The following is a 15,394-nucleotide window of genomic DNA, read 5'->3' as shown; positions in this document are numbered from 1 at the left end:
CTGGGCTCATGAGTAATCTGAACGAACTTGGGGAGTTCCTTCGCGTCCGCCGGGCGGCCCTCCAGCCGGAGGACGTCGGTCTTTTGAACTACGGTATCCGCAGGGTGCCCGGGCTTCGGAGGGAGGAACTGGCCATGCTGGCCGGGGTCAGTAACACCTACTACACCCGGCTGGAGCAGGGCCTGAGCACCAATGCCTCTGAATCGGTCATCGGTTCCATTGCCCGGGCCCTGGGCTTGAACACCGATGAGCGTACACACTTGTTCAACCTTGCCCGGCCCGGCAAAACTAGACGTCGCGCAATGACCAAACCCGACAAGGCCAGTCCGGGAACTGTGCGCCTGGTGCGCTCTATGTTTACTATTCCTGCGGTTGTGTTGAGCCGCCGCAGCGAAGTATTGGCATGGAATCCGCTTGGCCACCGGCTGGTTGCCGGGCATCTGGATCTGGAGGCGCCGGAAAAGCCATCAACTCGTCCGAACATGACCCGGATGCTGTTCCTGGATCCGCACACGCGGGAGCTCTACCCGCACTGGCAGAAGGAGGCGAGGCGTGCCGTCGCTTCCCTTCGCCTCCTGGCCGGGATGAGTTCAGACGATTTTGAACTGGCAGCCCTGGTGGGTGAACTGACCGTAAAGAGCCCGGAGTTCGCCACGTTGTGGGCTAACCATCCGGTGGAGAACTGCATGTCAGGCCTGAAGTCAATGCACCATCCTGAAGTGGGTTCCCTTGAACTGAACTTTGAAGTCCTCGCCCAAAGTGACGAGTCAGGGCACAGGATTCTGATGTACACCGCTGATCCCGGGACCCCTGCAGCCGAAGCCCTGCAGTTGCTGCGCGCGGAAACAGATGAGCCCAAAGCAGCCAGAACTACCAGTTCCGGGGTGGCCATCGGTACAACCACAGACTGCAGCGCGTTGATACGGTGACGCAAGCCGGGACGGCAGTACCTGTTCGAGCTTGGCCAGCGCCCGGAAAAGCCTGGAGGTTTCTAGTAGACGCAACCATGTCTCGCTAGGGTGTGTGCTATGACTCAGGATGAGGTCCGCAGCAGAATCGATGCCTTCGTGGCCGACTTCCACACGAGGTGGCAGCGGTCCGGCAAGTCCCCGGGCATGTTCTCGTTCGATCCAGGGGCCTTCCAAGTCTGGACCGGCGAGTTGGCCGAACTGGTCGCGACCCATTGCGCCCCAGGAGTACGCACCGGCCAAGAAGGTGCACTGTCTTCCAGTCCTGCGCACGACCCCGCCGCCGAGCAGATCACCGACGTCGAGGTCGCCGAGGACACGGCGACGGTTCGCTCGGTCATCCAAACGGCAGGGAACACCACCTACTACCACGAGTACCAGCTGCTGCGCGGCGACGACGGGTGGAGGATCTCCCACATCTCGACCTTCCTGGACCCGCCCGGCAAACCGCTGGTCGATCCCGCTGTGGCCGAGGCACTCATGCAGAGGACCTCAGCCCGCGCTGCCCTGCACGATCTGCCGGCACACCTGGAGCTGGACTTTCCGGGACTATTCACAGCGGGCAGGATGGTGGAACCGTTTGGCGAACCGGCGCGGCTCGACGTCCTCCACCTTGGCAAGATCACCTGCGCCTCCGGCGTGCTCACGGTCTTGGACTTCGGTTTCGTTGACGCACACTTCGTCCCCCTGGCCCGACGGATAACGCCGGGGACGTACGCCATCGAAGTTGCCACGGTGTCGGGCGTGACGGTCGCAGTACGGCTGCTGCTGTCCGAGGCGCCCGCAGTCAGCTGGCACCGCGCCGAGTTCACCGACGGCACATACAATGTGGGAGTCGATGCCGGTAACGTTGCCCTCCTCGACGTCGGGTCGCTGGTGATGTGTCAGGCCCAGCGCGTCCATGCGATGTTTCAAGAGCATGTGGAACGGCTTATAGAGACACCGGGCACAATGTTCGGCCTCGCCGGCGAGGTGGTGGATGCGGTCATGGTCACGAGCGGGTATGGCGACGGGGCCTACCCTTGTTACTGGGGTTTGGCCGCCGACGGCACTCTCACCTCACTCGTTGTCGATTTCCAGGTGCTCGCAGAGAACATCCTTCGCACCAGCAGCGTTCCGTTCCAACCCGGTCCGGTCAGCACTCCGGAACTCGCCGGTCACGAACTGCAGATCACTGCGAAAGGCGGCTCGTTCGTAGTCAGCAACAGGGGTGAGGACATCCGCTTCCGAGTGCTGGCACCGGACGGTGAGCTCCTTGTGGACGGAAACCATCTCGGCACCTTCATCACGGGAGGCACCTCCAGCAAGACGTGGAACCCGGACGTGCCTCCTCCGCCCGGCTCCGTCCTCGAGGTCACTGAGTATCTTGGCTACCGGCACATCTAGCCCATGGTTGGCAGGGATGGATAACGTCGCCCCCCGCTAAATTGATTGAGTGAAACAGGACACTCCCGCTCAGGAGAGGATCGGCGCATGAGCGAACTACAGGGCCTGGTGGCCATAGTTACAGGAGGGTCATCCGGCATCGGCGATGCGGTCGTGGGCAGGCTCCAGTCGCTGGGGGCCCAGGTCGCCATTTTGGACCGCCATCCCACCAGGTCAGCACGGGGCGCCTTCCCCGCCGTCTGCGACGTGAGCGACGACGGCTCGGTCCGTGCCGCCGTCGACGCCGTCCTGGCGCAGTTTGGCCGTCTGGACATAGTGGTGAACAACGCCGGCATCGGTGCGCAAGGCAGCGTGGCTGATAACGACGACGACGAATGGCACCGGGTGTGGGACGTCAATGTCGTGGGCATGGTGCGGGTCAGCCGTGCGGCGCTTCCAGCGCTGCGGAAGTCGCCGTCGGCAGTCATCGTTAACATGTGCTCCGTTGCCGCTACGGCAGGCATGCCACAACGGGCTCTGTACTCCGCCACCAAAGGTGCGGTGCTCTCGCTGACCCGGGCCATGGCGGCGGACCACCTCCGTGAAGGCATCAGGGTGAACTGCATCAATCCCGGGACGACTGACACGCCGTGGGTGTCCCGCCTGTTGGAGGGTGCCCCGGACCCTGCGGCGGAACGCGCCGCCCTTGAAGCGCGCCACCCCCACGGCCGGCTGATTTCCGCAGAGGAGGTGGCAGGCGCGGTTGCCTACCTGGTCAGCCCCCGCTCCGGTTCCACCACCGGAACGTCCGTAGCCGTCGACGGCGGCATGCAGGCTTTGCGCCTACGCCCGCCAGCGCAGTGAAGAGGCCTAAAGGCAGGGCCGCAGGCTAACCCGGGGCCGCGGCCTAAACCGGAAGTGTCACCGTAAAGCGAGTGTTCGCGGGCTCGCTGGTGACACTGATGGTCCCGCCATTCGCGTGCACCAGAGCCTGAACAATGGCGAGTCCCAGCCCTGTGCTGCCGGTGCCGGATCGGGCTGTGTCGGCCCGGCTGAAACGAGTGAAGATACTGCCGAGGAAAGCGTCTTCTATCCCTGGCCCGTTGTCCGAAACGGTCACTGTGGCTACTGAGCCCTCCTTCCGGACGGTTGTCCGGATGGTCGTCCCCGGCGGAGTGTGTTTGTGCGCGTTGGCGATGAGGTTGATCAGCACCTGACGGATCTCAGACTCGACTGCGGTAATTTGCACAGGATCTTCCGGCAGGTCCAGAGTCCAAACGTGGTCCGGCGCGGACAGCTGAACGTCACTCGTCACCTCGACTGCCAGCTCCGTCAGATCCACTTCCGTTGGATCACCGCGTTGCCCTTCGTCAAGGCGGGCAAGGAGCAGGAGATCCTCCACGAGGGAAGACATCCGCTCGGATTCACTGGCCACGCGCTTCAAGGCTGCCTTGTCGGCGTCCTGGAGCCGGTCCCCCATCAGGACGAGCTCTGTGTACCCCCTGATGGACGTCAAAGGCGTTCGCAGTTCATGGCTGGCGTCGGCCACAAAACTCCTCACCCGGGTTTCGCTATCCTGCCGGGCTTTAAGGGCCCAGGTGACGTGGTCGATCATTTCGTTGAGAGCGATTCCCACCGTCCCCACTTCCGTGCCGGGTTGCGCCGCGGTGGAAGGAACGCGGACGTTCACGGCGACTTCCCCGGAGGCAAGCGGGAGCTCCGTCACGGAGGTTGCAACAGCGGACAATTCCTCCAGCGGCCGCAGCGATCTCCGGATGATCAGGGTGCCCGCCAGGCCTGTCAGGAGGACCCCGAACAGTGAAACGGCCGCTATAGTCCCGTCCAGGGAAGCGAGCGTACTGTCCCGGTCCGCCGTCGAGAGTCCTGTAACCAGGATGTTCCCTGTGTTCGGGACGATGGCGGAAACCAGCCGGTACCGGCCGCTGGACAGCACCGTCTCCTCGGGCGGCGAATTAGGCGTCAGCCTGGACACAACCTCCAGGTCGGACGCAGTCAGCGGTTTGGTGCTGCCGTCGTCCTGCACGACGGCGGAAACCCTCGCGGCGCCGTCGTGGAACAAAGCATTTAAGGTGCCTGGGCGCTGCCCGCGGGCTTCTGAAGGATCCGGGACAGAGGGCCGCCGCGGCCCTCCCCCGGGCGGACGCACCACGCGCTCGGCAGCGGCCACGAGGCCGCCGTCCAGTTCACTTGTCAGGTAGGCATTCATGGCAACATGGCTCACCACACCGATCGCCGCGCAGATCAACGTCAGCAAAACAAGGGTTGCCACAACCAGCTTGGTGCGAAGATGCCACCCCCTCCGCACCCCTGCCGCCGCCGGCTTTGGCCCCGGCTTGCTTGGCTGCGTCACTGGGCAGCCGGTTTGATGACGTACCCGGCACCGCGGACTGTGTGGATCATCGGAGGTTTCCCGGCGTCAATCTTCTTCCGTAAATACGAGATGTAGAGTTCGACGATGTTCGCCTGCCCGCCGAAATCGTAGTTCCACACCTGGTCCAGGATCTGGCTCTTGCTCACAACCCGGCGAGGGTTCTCCATCAGGAAGCGCAACAACTCCCACTGCGTTGCTGTCAGGGATATTTCGTCGCCGCCGCGGGTCACGTCCCGCGTCTCCAGGTTCAGCACGAGGTCACCGACAACCAGCTCGGCCGAATCGGAGGCGGCCACCCCGGACCGTTGAACGAGGCGGTGCAGCCGCAGCATCAGTTCCTCCATGCTGAACGGCTTCGTGACGTAGTCATCCCCGCCGGCAGCCAATCCGGAAATCCTGTCCTCAACCGCGTCTTTGGCAGTAAGGAACAGCGCGGGGATACGGGGAGCGAAGACCCGGATCTTGCGCAACGCCTCAAGTCCGTCGGCTCCTGGCATCATGACGTCAAGGACCAGCACGTCCGGACGGAAATCCCGGGCAATCTTTACAGCGGACAGCCCGTCATTGGCGATGGCAACGCTCCAGCCGGCCATCCGCAGGCCCATCTCCACCAGTTCGGCGAGGCTCTTTTCGTCGTCGACAACGAGCGCACGGATGGGGCTTCCATCGGGATGCGCCAGGCGCGGCAGGTCGGAGAGGGAATGACGCGGACCTTCAGACATGCGTTCTCTTCCTTCATCCCTTGGATTTCCTCCTTCACTGTAAGCGCTGGGCCCACAATGTGATGTGCCGGGTTGCGCTCCTTTCGAAGGCACCGGGGGTAGCGTTTCACTATGAGTGCCGAGCAGCCTGACGACGTCTACACCCACGGCCACCACGAATCCGTCGTGCGCGCCCATGCGTCCCGGACTGCAGAGAACTCGGCAGCGTTCGTCATCCCCCATCTCGCCGTGGGCTCATCGGTATTGGACGTGGGCTGCGGCCCGGGAAGCATCACGTGCGATTTCGCCGCCCTGGTTGCCCCTGGCAAAGTGACCGGGCTGGACAGGTCCCCTGACATCATCGCCCAGGCCAGGTCGCTCGCCGCAGAACGCGGCGTGGACAACGTCGAGTTCGTCGCCGGGAACATCTACGACCTTGACTTCGAAGACGGAACGTTCGACGTCGTCCATGCCCACCAGGTCCTCCAGCACCTGACCGACCCCGTGGAAGCGCTGCGTGAGATGAGGCGGGTGGCCAAACCCGGCGGGATCGTGGCGGTGCGCGACGCAGATTTCCACGGCATGAGCTGGTACCCCGCCATCCCGGAACTGGATGAGTGGATGGAGCTGTATCAAAAGATTGCCCGCCGGAACGGGGCGGAGCCGGACGCCGGGCGCAGGCTTGTTTCGTGGGCCCAGGGCGCAGGCTTCACCGACGTCGCGCCCAGCAGCAGCAACTGGCTGTACGCCACTGGTCAGCAGCGGCGATGGCAGGCACGGGTTTGGAGTGAGCGGGTCCTGCACTCGGCCTTCGCGGAGCAGGCGTTGGAGTACGGCTTCGCCCAGGAAGCCGACCTAACCCGGCTCTCCGCCGGGTGGCACCGGTGGGGCTCCACTGACGACGGCTGGTTCCTGATCCCCAACGGTGAGGTCATCGCCCGGGCGTGACCCCGGGCCTGGCGGCGAGGCGAACGCCCGGCCCGAAACCGCCGTCGAACTTTTTCACAAAATGTCCCGGAGCATGTAGAGAACCAAGCTGCAGCTCCGACCTATCCATGAAGGCACCACCAACAGGTGCCGCTAACCAAGGAGCCAGAGATGAAATACATGATCATGATGTTCGGTTCGGGCGAAACCATGATGCAAACGGCCGATCCGGCATGGATCCAGGAAATGATCGGGTTCATGATCCAGATCGACAAGGACCTCACGGACTCCGGCGAGCTGGTGTTCAATGCCGGGCTGGCTGACGGCAGTACCGCGAAACTCGTCAAGCAGACTGACGACGGCGTGATCACCACGGACGGTCCCTATGCCGAGTCCAAGGAATCACTCATCGGATACTGGGTAGTCGATGTGGCCAGCGAGAAACGTGCCATCGAGATCTGCTCCAGCATTGTCAAATACGCCGGCACCGTGGAACTGAGGGCCGTCCAGGACGGACCCCCGGATGTCTAGCCCCCGGTAAGGCGGGAAAGCCGAAACACGTGGAATTGGGAAGCCGTTCCCTGGAGGACCTGCTGCGCACCCTCGCGCCGCAGGTCCTCGGCGCGCTTGCCCGCCGCTACGGCCAGTTTGATGCGTGCGAGGACGCGGTACAGGAGGCGCTGCTGGAAGCCTCCCTCAGCTGGCCCCGGGACGGCATCCCGGATAATCCACGCGGGTGGCTGCTGACTGTCGCCGGGCGACGCCTGGTGGATCAGTGGCGCAGCGAGAGCGCCCGCCGGCGTCGGGAAGAAACCTTTGCCCTGGAAACTTCTGCGTTGCAGGGTTCCGGAGCTGTGTCCAGGCCCGGGGAGCCTGTCTGGGAGCACCAGGAGTACGACGGCGGGGTGTCACCTGACGCCGATGACACACTGACGCTGCTGTACTTATGCTGCCACCCGGCACTTTCGCCGCCGTCCCAGCTTGCCCTGACCCTTCGTGCCGTCGGCGGCCTGACCACTGCTGAAATCGCCAGCGCCTTCCTGGTTCCCGAGGCCACCATGGCGCAGCGGATCAGCCGGGCCAAGGGAAGCATCACCGGTGCCGGTGCCCGGTTCGAGCCGCCGGCACCTGACGAGGTCATGGTGAGGACCGCCGTCGTCCAGCATGTCCTATACCTGATCTTCAATGAAGGGTATGCCGCGAGTTCAGGGCGTTCCCTGCAGCGCTCGGACCTGACAGGCGAGGCCATCCGACTTGCGCGTCTGCTGCTGGACGTCATCCCGGCAACATCACCGGCGAGGGGCGAAACAACCGGCCTGCTGGCACTCATGCTGCTGACGGATGCCCGAAGGTCAGCCCGCACGCTGCCCGACGGCGGCCTGGTGCCGCTCGCTGAACAAGACCGCAGTCTTTGGGACACCGCCCAGATCCGGGAAGGGGTTGGGCTCTTGACCAGCACGTTGGGCAAGGCCCCGGTGGGTCCCTACCAGCTGCAGGCGGCCATCGCGGCCATCCACGACGAAGCACCAACGGCCAAAGATACCGACTGGCCCCAGATCCTGGCGCTTTACGACGTACTGGAGCGGATCGCGCCAAGCCCGGTGGTCACGCTGAACCGGGCAGTAGCGGTAGCCATGGTGAAGGGACCGCTCGCAGGCTTGGCGGTGCTGGGCACCGTCGAAGCAGATCCTCAGCTCACGCGCAGTCACCGCCTTCATGCAGTACGTGCACACCTTCTCGAACTGACCGGCGATGCCACGGGGGCGCGTGAGGCTTATCTCCGCGCTGCAAGCTCCACGGCGAGCCTCCCCGAGCGCCGTTACCTTGCCGCACGGGCGGCCCGGCTGGGCTAGGACTTGATTTCGCCCCTGGAACTCGAAGGGCTGCAAATCTTCACAGCCCCTGCTCAGCCCCATCAGGGTGCGTCCACAACCCACTGCTGAATGCTGATTACAGGAGGCAAAGGATGGGAGGGCTGAGATGGGAAGGATCGTCCGGGCAACAGCCGGCGTGCTGCTCGCCCTGAGCATCGGAACGGGACTGACCATGCCAACCGCCTTTCCCGCCACCGCCAGCACAGGCCTCCACCTTGGCGGCGGCACACAGGCCAGCTCGCTCATCAATCAGACCGGCTGCGACGACGACGGCGGCCCTGAAACCGAAAGTGAACTGACGGAAGGCGGCCAGGACAGCCACACTTCGGGGAGTTGAGCCCAGCGTTGACTCAGGGACCGAACGCGGCCGGCCGAGCGTAATGGACGGCGTCGGGCTGTCAAATGACAATGGCAGGCGGAGGCTCGGTGCTAACATGGAGCTGCGCTTGGGGGTCGTCTGAACCGCCTTCGCTGTCGGTTCAGCCTAGCCCATCCGAGAGTTCCCCATCATGATGTCCGCCAATTCGTCCAAGGGCACCGGAGGTCAGGTGGAGCACCAAGTAGAGGAGAGTCAGCCCTCCCGCTCCGGCACAGGGGAGATCCCCGTCGAGGCTCCTCCCCGCGCCTACTGGGCCATCCTTCAGGGTCTGGTGGGCTCCCTCATGATGTTCGTAGGATCCATCGGCACAGGATGGATCGCAAACGGTTCCCCGATGATCCGCCACCCCCTGGTGATTGCCCTCCGCACTGAAGGCTGGGGAGTCACCACCGCAACCCTGCTGCTCACGCTCGGCGCCATGATGCTGATGCGCTCCTGGCTTCGCCTCGGACAGCGGCTGGGGAATTGGGGGCCGGGATCGCTGAGATCGGTCGCCTGGGCTATCGCCGTCTGGTCAGCTCCCATGCTCTTTGCCGTGCCCATCTATTCCCGCGATGTGTACGCCTACACCGGGCAAGGGCGGCTGGTCCAGGAAAACCTCAACCCCTACAACACCGGCATCTCGGCCCTCAGTAACTGGTTTGCCCTCGGCGCTGACCCCGCTTGGGCCGAGGCCAGGACGCCCTACGGACCGTACTTTCTCTGGCTTGAGGGCCTGGTGGTCCAGATCACGGGAGCGCAGCCCGACTTCTCGGTTTTCCTGTTCCGCCTGATCGCCGTTGCCGGTGTGGTCTTATGCATGGTCTACATCCCCAAGCTCGCGCAGCTTCACGGAATCAACGGCGGCCGGGCCTTGTGGATAGCCGTGGCTAATCCGCTCTTCCTGATCAGTTTTGTGGCCAGCGCCCATAACGACGCCCTCATGGTGGGACTTGCCGTGGCCGGCACATACTTCGCGGCCACCAACCGCGGTCTGTGGGGTGTCCTCCTGGTCACGGCCTCCATTGGTATCAAGCCCATTTCCATAGTTCTCCTGCCCTTTATTGGCCTGCTTTGGGCGGGCCAGGCCGCGGGCTGGGGGCGGAAGTTCTGGTACTGGTTCCTGACAGCCGCCATCAGCTTCGGCGTGCTGGCAGTGAGCGGCCTGCCGTTCGGGCTTGGTATGGGCTGGGTTTCGGCCATCACGGATCCGACGCCAGGTTACACCGGCTATTCGCCGTCAGGCTTCCTCGGCCAGCAGGTGGAGGGCCTGGCCAATGCGTTGGGGCTCGACGGCGGAATGCTCGCCTCGGGATTACGGTCACTGCTCAAATGGGCCGGGGTGGGCCTGGTTGTCCTGCTGATGTTCAGGGGAGACCACTCCAGGCTCATCCGGAGGATGGCTCTGGGCTTCGCCGCGATCGTGGTGCTTTCGCCGATCATCCAGCCCTGGTACGTCCTCTGGTTCATCCCCCTGCTCGCTGTAACGGGCATCCGGGACGACTGGCAGATCTGGACCGTCTACGTCATCATCACGTTCTTTGTGGTGTTCGGTGCCCAGGACCAGCTCTCGGTGTGGGGATTCGTTGAGTTGGACTACCAGGCCTCCACCCTGGCCTTCTTCGTCGCCCTGGCCTTCGTCCTTTATCTGCTGTTCATAGACAAGAAAACGCGGAAGCTCCTGGTAACGCCGGCCGCCAGGGCAGCGCTGCTGTCCCGCCAGCGCCGCCCCGAGGACATTCCAAGCTAGTCCTGCGAGCGTCCCGCAGTGGCGGCTTCGACTGGCCGGCCCTTGCGGGCCGCCAACTCCAGCGTGCGTTGTACGGACCAGAACAGGAGAACCACCAGGAGCACGTTCCGCGCCGTAAGGACCAGGGCAATAAGCGGGTGTCCGTGGATCAGCGGTGTGTAGAACAAGGGATAAATCACGAAGGTGAGCGCTGCTATGGACATCAGCAGGGCGCCGGGCACCTTCCAGCGGTTCCAGTCATGGGTGAGGCCCGCGACCACCACCGGAGCGAGCCAGATGATGAACTGCGGTGAACCCACCTTGTTGAAGACGATGAACGCCGCCGTCATCATGAGCGCACCTTCGAGGAACAGCTCTTCGCGCTCTGCTCCCCTGTGCAGGGCCCACATCAACAGGACAGCAGCGGCCGCCGCGGCCACGAGGAACAGAGGCTGCATCAGAACGGCTGCGATGGAAACCCCGGGGCCATACACCTCCGAGGAGTTGATGGCCACGTTGTCCGCAATTTTTGCGTCGCCGATGTTCAGGACGCTCAGCCAAAGCCAGGGAGTGGAAAATGTGGCCTCGAGCTGCATCCCCCGCTCGCCTTGGTTGGTGAGGAAATCGAACAGGTGGCTGATGCCGCCGGCCCAATACGTACCCACCACTACGGCTGCGCTCACGGCAATACCGGCGGCGATGATTTTCACGCGATCCCTGCTGGCAATCAGGATCGGCAGCAGGACTGCCGCCGGAGAGACCTTGATCCAGGTGGCTATGCTGAGCAGAACGGTGGCAACCGCGGGCCTGCGGGCCGCGAAGAGCAAAGCAATCAGGACGATGGGCGCAGTGATTCCCTCTACACGGGCGAAGCTGAGGTATCCCATGAACACGGTAAAGCCCAGCCACCACCAGGCTGGAGCAATTCCCTCAGGACGTCTGCCGCCGCGGATCAGGTAAGCCAGAGCCACTGCATTGAGGGCCGTGATCATCAGCGTCCACACCAGCAGGTACTGGTCCGGCCCGGCGATGTTGGAGAAGTAAATGGGCAGCTGCGCCAGCGCGGGGTACACCCAGGGGCTGATGGACGCCTCACCGTTTCCGGGGTTGGCACCGTTCACGGCCCATTCCCGGTACTGCAGCGTGTCGCTGAACATCTCGTCCTTGAGAATGAAGGACATCATCCAGCCCAGGAAGTAGAGATGGACAACCGCGAAGCCCCACCAGACGGAGGAAGGCCTGCTCAGCCACTTCACCGCAGCCGGTGTGAGGACCTTGTCACGAAGGCGTGTCAGTCCGTGGCCAACCCTTTGCAGCATGTCAGCGGGCCTCGGCTTCATCGGCAACTTCACCCTCAGGTGCATGCTTGCTCAGACGGTAGAGACGTCGCACGGACCAGCAGAAGAGAACCACCAAAAGGACGTTACGGATGGTCAGAACCAGCGCCATCAGAGGGTTGTTGTGACTCAAGGCATCATAGAAAAGCGGATAGATAAAGTAAGTGGTCACAGCGATGGCGATCAGAATGGCCGCCGGCACCCGCCACTGGATCCAATGACTGGCCAATCCCACCGCAACAGCAGGAGCCAGCCACACCATGAACTGGGGTGATCCCACCTTGTTGAAAACCACAAAGGCAGTGGTCATGGTGAGTGTTCCGACCAGCAGGAGTTCGCTGCGGTCCGACACCCCGATGCGGTTTCCAGCGTGCAGTGCCCGGAAGATCAGCACTGCGACCAGGACGGCAGCAAGGGCAAGCAAGGGCTGCATGAGGAAGGACATGATCTCGGTCCCGGGACCATCAACCTGCATGGAGTTGATCTCGGTGTTCATGTACATCCGGGAGCTGCCCGTATTCAGTACGCTCAGCCACAGCCACGGCGTGGTGAAGGTGGCCTCGAGCTGCATGCCCCGATCCCCTTGCGCGGTCAGGAAATTCAGCAGCTTGGGGGCAACGCCAAACACTACGCCGCCGCCAACGGCAACAGCTGTCACCAGAACTCCGGCAGCCAGCACGTGCAACCGGCGCTTGGCGACGGTGAGCAGAGTCAGGACAACGGCAGCAGGCCACACCTTGATCCAGGTGGCGATGCTGAGGAGCAGAGAGGCCGCGAAGGGGCGGGTGACTCCGAAGAGAAGTGCGCTCAGAACCAGCGGGGCCGTTAAACCATCCACGCGGGCGAATCCCAGGAAGCCCATGAGGAAGATGAAGCTGAGCCACCACCAGGCGGCGGGGAGGGCGGCGGTGTTCTTGCCCCATTTGGTCAGGTGCCCAACCGCGAGCGCGTTGAGCGCGATGATCATCAGCACCCAGATGAGCAGGAACGGCCCGGGCCCGGCCATGCCGGCAATAGCGATGGGGAGCAGGGCCAGAATCGGGTACACCCACGGGCTGGGCAGCCCGGCCAGGTTCTCTTCGCGGAACCCTCCGGCGGCCCAGTCGCGGTAGATGTTGGTGTCGCTGAAGGCCTGGCCTTGGAGCACGAACGTCAACATGTACGCCAGGAAGAAAAGGTGGACAACAACATAGCCCCACAGCAGGCCTGAGGGCGTGTTCAAGCGCCGCTCCAGCTTTTCCGGGATCAGGGCTTTTCTGCAGCTTGTCAGGGCACCGAAGAACCGTTCGGTCCTGGCAGAACCGTGTGGACCCTTTGCGGGCTGCGTATCCGGGGAGGTCACCGGCCCTCGATTAGTTTCCGGCACCGAGTTTTCCTTTGAGTCGTTCCCGCATGAGGGTACTGGCGTCATTGAGGCCGATGATCTTCACGTCCTTGCCGTGCTTGTGGTACTTGTCGGTGATGGCGTCCAGGGTGGCGATGGTAGAGGCATCCCAGAGGTGTGAGGCGTGCATATCGATAATCACGCGGTCCGGATCCAGGGCGTATTCGAACTGGGTATAGAGGTCGTTCGAGGAAGCGAAGAAGAGCTCGCCGTCCACAACGTAGCTCGCCGTCTCCTGCCCGTTGATGGTGGTGACAGTCCGCTCGACGGTGACGAAGTGGGCCACTCGGCGGGCGAACAGCACCATGGCCACCAGGACTCCGACGCCGACGCCGATGGCCAGGTTATGGGTGGCGACGACGACGATGACAGTGGCAACCATGACCAGGGTTTCGCTCCGGGGCATCATCTTCAGCGTCCGGGGGTGGATGCTGTGCCAGTCGAAGGTGGCCCAGGAAACAAAGATCATCACGGCTACGAGTGCGGCCATCGGGATCACGGCTACGACGTCACCGAGGGCGACCACCAGGATGAGCAGGAAGACACCGGCCAGGAAGGTCGAGATCCTGGTCCGCGCGCCCGAAGCCTTGACGTTGATCATGGTCTGGCCGATCATCGCGCAGCCGCCCATGCCCCCGAAGAAACCGGTAACGATGTTGGCGACTCCCTGTCCCCACGCCTCGCGGCTCTTGTGTGAGCGGGTGTCCGTGACGTCGTCGACGAGCTTGGCTGTCATGAGCGATTCCAGCAGGCCAACGAAAGCCATGGCGAGGGCGAAGGGGAAGATGACCTGCAGGGTCTCGAGGCTGAAGGGCACATTCGGGATCAACAGCGACGGCAGGGATGCCGGCAACGCACCCTTGTCCCCGACAGTGGGCACCTCCACCGAAGCTACTACCGCAATGAGCGTCAGAACCACTATGGCAACAAGCGGGGCCGGCACCGCCCTGGTCAGTTTCGGTAGCCCGAAGACAATCACGAGGCCAAGGGCAACGAGGGGGTACACCAGCCACGGGACGCCCAGCAGATCCGGTACCTGCGACATAAAGATCAGGATGGCCAGGGAGTTGACGAATCCCACCATCACGGACCGGGGGATGAAGCGCATCAGTTTTGCCACCCCGGACAGCCCCAGGACAATCTGGAAGATCCCGGCAAGGATGACGGCTGCAATCAGGTAATCGACGCCGTGGGACTTGACCAAGGGCGCAATCACCAGGGCTACGGCGCCGGTGGCAGCGGAGATCATGGCGGGACGGCCGCCGACGAAAGCGATGGTAACGGCCATCGTGAACGACGCGAACAGGCCGAGCCGGGGATCAACGCCTGCAATGATGGAAAACGCGATTGCTTCCGGAATCAGGGCCAGGGCCACCACCAGCCCGCCCAGAACTTCCGTCTTGAGCCTGCGCGCGGACAGAAGCGTCCCCCGGACGGACTGAAGCTGTTCGGGAGTGAGGGCCAGGACCGTGTGGTCCGTACTAACGGCCATGACTGGCTCCATCCGTGGTCTTGAAGAAGCGCTGGAGCGCCCTCTAATTGTTGAAGAATCGAGCGGTGCGGCACAGCACCGGGGCACGGGAAGAGGGGCAGTCTGCCTTCCGGAATCCGCCCATGCCTTATAAAGGCTAACCCAGCGCCAGGGGAGGGCTACAATCCAGCCCCCGCCATATGGACCGATATTTTCTTCCCCGAATGGTTCCCCCTACACCGAAGCGTCTATAGGGTGCAAGAACAATCCACTACCGAGTCCTCCAGGGAGAACCTCAATGCGCAAATTGTCAGCCGGCCTTTTTTACTCCCTCGACGGCGTTGCTCAGTCCCCAAACCTGTGGCAGTTCGACAGTTTCGATGATGAGCTGGGCGCAGGACTGAACAGCATGATGCAGAGCGTAGACGCAGGCATTCTGGGCAGGGTGAGCTATGAGGAATGGGCGGGCTATTGGCCTAACGCCAGCCAGGATCAGGATTTCGCCGGCTTCATCAATTCCCTGCCGAAGTTTGTGGCGTCCAGCACTCTTCCGGACCGGCTGGAGTGGGAGAACTCTCAACTGATCCAAGGGCCGCTGGAGGACTTCGTCCGGCAGCTGAAGGAAACCGAAGGCGGCGACATCAACGTGTTCGGCAGTATTTCCGTAGTGCGGCAACTGCTTTTCGCCGGCTTGCTCGACTCGCTGACGCTGATGATCCACCCCGTGATCGCGGCAACGGGCAAGCACCTCTTCGAGGAAGGCGATCCCGTCACAAGGCTGGAACTTCAGGACTCGCAGCGGACCAGCGACGGCAACATGATCCTGAGCTACGGCCTCCGTTCCAGCTGACTGGACGGCAAGGACAACCGCCCCAAGTAGGCCAGTCC

At 63.2% G+C, this 15,394-nt stretch carries 14 protein-coding genes; 9 read left to right on the top strand and 5 right to left on the bottom strand.

Annotation, left to right across the window (positions count from 1 at the left end):
* The first annotated feature begins 8 nt into the window (after positions 1-8).
* The 3 genes from M1E05_RS02630 (at position 9) to M1E05_RS02620 (ending at position 3,197) form a co-directional block, all read left to right on the top strand.
* The gene (locus tag M1E05_RS02630; protein WP_461164351.1) at positions 9-929 is read left to right on the top strand and encodes a helix-turn-helix transcriptional regulator; all 921 of its coding nucleotides are present in this window, start codon (positions 9-11) and stop codon (positions 927-929) included.
* A gap of 99 nt (positions 930-1,028) precedes the next feature.
* On the top strand, positions 1,029-2,354 hold the full coding sequence (locus M1E05_RS02625; RefSeq protein ID WP_461164350.1) for a DUF4241 domain-containing protein: 1,326 nt from the start codon (positions 1,029-1,031) through the stop codon (positions 2,352-2,354).
* An 87-nt stretch (positions 2,355-2,441) separates the two neighbouring features.
* The gene (locus tag M1E05_RS02620; RefSeq protein WP_461164349.1) at positions 2,442-3,197 is read left to right on the top strand and encodes an SDR family NAD(P)-dependent oxidoreductase; all 756 of its coding nucleotides are present in this window, start codon (positions 2,442-2,444) and stop codon (positions 3,195-3,197) included.
* A 43-nt stretch (positions 3,198-3,240) separates the two neighbouring features.
* On the opposite strand, the gene M1E05_RS02615 is transcribed toward M1E05_RS02620, so the two are convergent.
* On the bottom strand, positions 3,241-4,623 hold the full coding sequence (locus M1E05_RS02615) for a sensor histidine kinase (protein WP_461164348.1): 1,383 nt from the start codon (positions 4,621-4,623) through the stop codon (positions 3,241-3,243).
* Positions 4,624-4,700: 77 nt separating this feature from the next.
* Positions 4,701-5,447, bottom strand: a complete 747-nt coding sequence (locus M1E05_RS02610) for a response regulator transcription factor (protein ID WP_461164347.1) — start codon at positions 5,445-5,447, stop codon at positions 4,701-4,703.
* Positions 5,448-5,558: 111 nt separating this feature from the next.
* On the opposite strand from M1E05_RS02610, the gene M1E05_RS02605 reads away from it, so the two are divergent.
* The 5 genes from M1E05_RS02605 to mptB all read left to right on the top strand — a co-directional run bounded on the left by M1E05_RS02605 (position 5,559) and on the right by mptB (position 10,335).
* Positions 5,559-6,374, top strand: coding sequence for a methyltransferase domain-containing protein (locus M1E05_RS02605; protein WP_461164346.1), 816 nt, complete (start codon positions 5,559-5,561; stop codon positions 6,372-6,374).
* Between the two features lie 150 nt (positions 6,375-6,524).
* Positions 6,525-6,884, top strand: coding sequence for a YciI family protein (locus M1E05_RS02600; RefSeq protein WP_458112324.1), 360 nt, complete (start codon positions 6,525-6,527; stop codon positions 6,882-6,884).
* Between the two features lie 29 nt (positions 6,885-6,913).
* Positions 6,914-8,206: an RNA polymerase sigma factor gene (locus M1E05_RS02595; RefSeq protein WP_461164345.1), complete on the top strand. Its 1,293-nt coding sequence runs from the start codon at positions 6,914-6,916 to the stop codon at positions 8,204-8,206.
* A gap of 127 nt (positions 8,207-8,333) precedes the next feature.
* The gene (locus tag M1E05_RS02590; protein WP_461164344.1) at positions 8,334-8,564 is read left to right on the top strand and encodes a hypothetical protein; all 231 of its coding nucleotides are present in this window, start codon (positions 8,334-8,336) and stop codon (positions 8,562-8,564) included.
* A 172-nt stretch (positions 8,565-8,736) separates the two neighbouring features.
* Positions 8,737-10,335, top strand: coding sequence for a polyprenol phosphomannose-dependent alpha 1,6 mannosyltransferase MptB (gene mptB, locus M1E05_RS02585; RefSeq protein ID WP_458112327.1), 1,599 nt, complete (start codon positions 8,737-8,739; stop codon positions 10,333-10,335).
* Here mptB and M1E05_RS02580 read toward each other — a convergent pair.
* The 3 genes from M1E05_RS02580 to M1E05_RS02570 form a co-directional block, all read right to left on the bottom strand.
* Complete coding sequence (locus M1E05_RS02580; RefSeq protein ID WP_461164343.1) at positions 10,332-11,654, bottom strand: glycosyltransferase 87 family protein; 1,323 nt, start codon at positions 11,652-11,654, stop codon at positions 10,332-10,334. The genes mptB and M1E05_RS02580 overlap by 4 nt on opposite strands.
* Positions 11,635-12,885 (bottom strand): glycosyltransferase family 87 protein, encoded by a 1,251-nt coding sequence (locus tag M1E05_RS02575; protein WP_461165179.1) that lies wholly within the window; start codon positions 12,883-12,885, stop codon positions 11,635-11,637. The genes M1E05_RS02580 and M1E05_RS02575 overlap by 20 nt, the downstream gene beginning before the upstream one ends.
* Positions 12,886-13,003: 118 nt before the next feature.
* Positions 13,004-14,527: a SulP family inorganic anion transporter gene (locus tag M1E05_RS02570; RefSeq protein ID WP_461164342.1), complete on the bottom strand. Its 1,524-nt coding sequence runs from the start codon at positions 14,525-14,527 to the stop codon at positions 13,004-13,006.
* Positions 14,528-14,804: 277 nt separating this feature from the next.
* Between M1E05_RS02570 and M1E05_RS02565 the strand changes: the two genes are divergently transcribed.
* Positions 14,805-15,356, top strand: a complete 552-nt coding sequence (locus M1E05_RS02565) for a dihydrofolate reductase family protein (protein WP_461164341.1) — start codon at positions 14,805-14,807, stop codon at positions 15,354-15,356.
* The last annotated feature ends 38 nt before the right edge of the window (positions 15,357-15,394 follow it).

The organism is Arthrobacter sp. R4-81, from assembly GCF_054792365.1.
Note: the sequence above shows the minus strand (reverse complement) of the source record. Positions and strands in the feature narration are given on the sequence as shown.